The 3518-nt window shown below is 64.6% G+C and carries 4 protein-coding genes; 1 reads left to right on the top strand and 3 read right to left on the bottom strand.

The annotated features are described in order from the left end of the window. The 3 genes from AC16XC_RS08535 to AC16XC_RS08545 form a co-directional block, all read right to left on the bottom strand. Window positions 1–385 (bottom strand): nuclear transport factor 2 family protein (locus AC16XC_RS08535; RefSeq protein WP_484034226.1); only part of this gene is annotated, 385 nt, incomplete at its 3' end. Continuing rightward, window positions 385–777: a carboxymuconolactone decarboxylase family protein gene (locus AC16XC_RS08540; protein ID WP_484034227.1), complete on the bottom strand. Its 393-nt coding sequence runs from the start codon at window positions 775–777 to the stop codon at window positions 385–387. The genes AC16XC_RS08535 and AC16XC_RS08540, both read right to left, overlap by 1 nt. 14 nt (window positions 778–791) lie before the next feature. Next, window positions 792–2024 (bottom strand): serine hydrolase domain-containing protein, encoded by a 1233-nt coding sequence (locus AC16XC_RS08545; RefSeq protein WP_484034228.1) that lies wholly within the window; start codon window positions 2022–2024, stop codon window positions 792–794. A gap of 117 nt (window positions 2025–2141) precedes the next feature. Between AC16XC_RS08545 and AC16XC_RS08550 the strand changes: the two genes are divergently transcribed. Continuing rightward, window positions 2142–3335 (top strand): FAD-dependent oxidoreductase, encoded by a 1194-nt coding sequence (locus AC16XC_RS08550; RefSeq protein WP_484034229.1) that lies wholly within the window; start codon window positions 2142–2144, stop codon window positions 3333–3335. The last annotated feature ends 183 nt before the right edge of the window (window positions 3336–3518 follow it).

Here is a 3518-nt window from a genome sequence, read left to right on the forward strand (position 1 = left end):
ATCGCCAACTCCCATTATCGAGCACATATTCGTCGTCGAACCCGCCGACGAAGATGCCGTTCGACGATTGCGGCGGCTCGATCAGGTCGTGGTTGGACATCATGACCACGTAATTGCTGCCGCGCGCTTGCGTTTCCGAAACGACATCCACCAGCACATTGGTGACGAGATGCCGCACGAGGATCGGCGGACGGTCGCGGAAGATCGCCTGGATCGCCGCGCGCCCGTGGAACGGATAGCCCGGCTGGAAGGGGCGGTCATAGGTGCCGTCAGGCATGAACAGCTCGGCCAAGGCCGCATGGTCGCCATCATCGGCATACTTCGCGAACAGCAGCGGCAGCTTGCCGCATTCGTGCTCGATCAGGAGGCGGGCTGTCGCGTCCATTATCGGCCCTCCTCCGCGTCGATTTCGGCCAGCGCCTCGTTGACGATGCGGAAACTGTCGACCGCCGCCGGGATCCCGGCATAGATCCCCACCTGCAGCAGCACCTCGCGGATTTCCTCGCGCGTCAGGCCGTTGTTGAGCGCGCCGCGCGTATGGACCTTTAGCTCGTGGGCCCGGCCCAGGACCGCGATCATCGCAAGGTTTATCAGACTGCGGTCGCGACGAGGCAGTTCGGCCTCGCGGCCCCAGTTCCAGCCCCAGCAATAGGTGGCCACCAGCTCCTGCAGCGGCTCGTTGAACGGGTTGGGGTTGGCCGTGGCCTTGTCGACATAGGCATCGCCGAGCACTTCGCGGCGGATCTTCATGCCCTTGTCGTAGAGTTCCTTGTTCATGTTCAGTCCTTCGTTCAGCCGACCACCGAATAGACGGCGTCGATCAGGCGTCTCGCCCGAGGGCCGTTGTCGCCCACGGCATGCATCTGGTTGCAGCAATAGGAAAAGCCAAGCTTGTTGTCCGGATCGCCGAAGCCGATCGACCCGCCGAGCCCGTGATGGCCGAAGCTGCGCGGATTTGGCCCCATATAGACCGCCTCAGGCGTATTAAGCAGCACGCCGAGCGCCTGGTGATAGGGCCGGTCCTGCAGCAGCTCGACCTGGTTGTGCTGCTCGGCGATCATGGCTTCGAGCGCGGATTTGGAGAGCAACGAAATCCCGTCCACTTCGCCCACCGTCGCACCATAGATGCGCGCGACTCCACGAGGGTTTCCATGGCCCGAACCGCTGGCGATCTCGCAGGTCCGCCACACGGCTGAATTCATCGTCGTATGCCACGGTTCCTGCGGATTCTGGAGGAAGGCGAAGCTCCGCAGGACAGCGCCATCCTGCCAGCCTTCGGGTGTGTCCGGCCTGGGCGGCACTGCGACATCCTTGGCCGCGAACAGCCGCGCCTTGGTGTTGGGCAGGACCTCGGCGACATGCGACTGTTCTTCCGCGCCCATCCCGCCGATATAATATTCGGCACGGAGCGGGCCGGTGACGTTGGCGCGCAGGAACGGCCCGACCGTCATCCCCGTCACGCGGCGCATGATCTCCCCCAGCAGGAAGCCCTGGTTGTGGACGTGGTAGGCCGCGCGCGTGCCCGGCTCCCACAGCGGCTCCTGCACTTCGAGCGCCTTGATATAGGCCGGGTAATCGAAGAACCCGCCGGGATACATCGTGTCGGTGGTCAGCACCGGGATCGCCGCGCGATGATCGAGGCACCAGCGCACGAGGATGCCTTCCTTCCCCGCCTGCCCGAATTCGGGCCAGTAATGCGCGACCGGTCTGTCGATATCGACGAGGCCCCGGTCGACCAGCATGTTGAAGGCGATGCCGGTTACGCCCTTGGCGACGCTCATCATGCAGACGGTCGCATGTTCGTCCCATCGCTGCGAGCGATCTGCGCGCGCCCAGCCGCCCCACAGATCGACCACCGTCTCGCCGTCGATGACCACGGAGGTGGCGGCGCCCAGTTCCTCCTCGACGCGGAAATTCTCAAGGAAGGCTTCTATGACCGGGGCGAAATCGTCGCGATATCGCCCCATGAGCGGATAGCTGCCGCCGCGCGCCTCGATGGTCTCGTTGAAATCGAAATGCGCCAAGCCGGCTCTCCCATCGTTCGATCGCTCGCGCGATTCTAACGAGCGTTAGCGTAAGCGAGTGCGCGCCGCCGCGAAAGGCCCTTTGCACGCTAACGATCCTTGCGCCATGGTGAGCGGATGAGCGATTTCGACGTGATCGTGGTCGGCGGCGGCCCGACCGGCTTCGTCACCGCGCTGGGGCTGGCGCAGGCGGGGGTCAGGGTCTGCGTGATCGAAGCCGAGGAAGAGATCGTCGATAGTCCGCGCGCCGCGGTCTATCACTGGTCGATCCTCGAGGGGCTCGAGCGGCTCGGGATGCGCGCGGAAGCCGAGGAGATCGGCCTCAGGAAGAACGACTATATGTGGACGGTCAAGCGGACCGGGGAGAAGATCTGCTACGACCTCGATGTCCTGAAGGACCACACACGCTTCCATTACAACATCCATATGGGGCAGGATCAGCTGGCCGATATCGCCCGGCGGATGCTGCTGCGGTTGCCCAATGCGGAGATTCGTTTCGCCACGGTCGCGACGGCGCTGGCGCAGGACGACGAGGGCGTGCAGGTCAGGGTCGAAGGGCCGGACGGAATCGAATTCCTGCGCGCTGACTGGGCGATCGGGGCGGACGGCGCCGGGAGCACGGTCCGCAAGGCGCTCGGCCTCACCTTCGACGGCATGACGTGGCCCGAACGTTTCATCGCCACCAATGTGTTCCACGATTTTTCTAGCGGCGGCTATGCGCTCTCGAACCTCGTGATCGACCGGCAATGGGGCGCGGTGATTGTCAAGATCAACGAACAGGGGCTGTGGCGCTGCACCTATATGGAGAGCGCAGAACTGTCCGAGCGGGATTTCCTCGACCGGCTGCCCGCAGCCTATGAGAACCTGCTGGTCGGAACGGGCGGATACCGGCTCGACCAGGCTGCGCCCTACAGGATGCACCAGCGCTGCGCCGCGACCTTTCGCAAGGGCCGCGTTCTGCTGGCCGGCGATGCCGCGCATGTCACCAATCCCACGGGCGGCTATGGCCTCACCACCGGGCTGTTCGATGCCTATGCGCTGTGGCCGACACTCGCGGCCGTGATCCTCGAAGGCGCCGACCCCGCGCTGCTCGATCGCTATTCCGACGAGCGCCGCCAGATCTTCCTTGAAAGGACCTCGCCCAAGGCGATCGCCAACAAGCGGCTCGTATTCCATGAATGCGGCGGGCCGGGTCCCGAACTGGAGGCTGCGCTCGACGGCTTGCGAGCGATGGAGCGCGATCCGCAGTCGCGGCTCGAAGGGCTGTGGTTCGTCAAGACCCTCGAAACGCCGAGCCCGGTCGCAGCCTAGCCCCTGGGACTATCCCAAATAGCTGATCGTCCGCAGCTCGATCGACTGGCGCGGCGCGGCATCGGCCGGGGCATCGCGCAGTTCGAACGCCGAATGGGCAGTGTGCTGGACTGCGTCGGGGTCGGAATCGAACAGCTTGAACACCAGCACTTGCTCGGGCCGCATGTCGGGCACCCAATACCA

Source organism: Candidatus Andeanibacterium sp. (genome assembly GCF_057143545.1).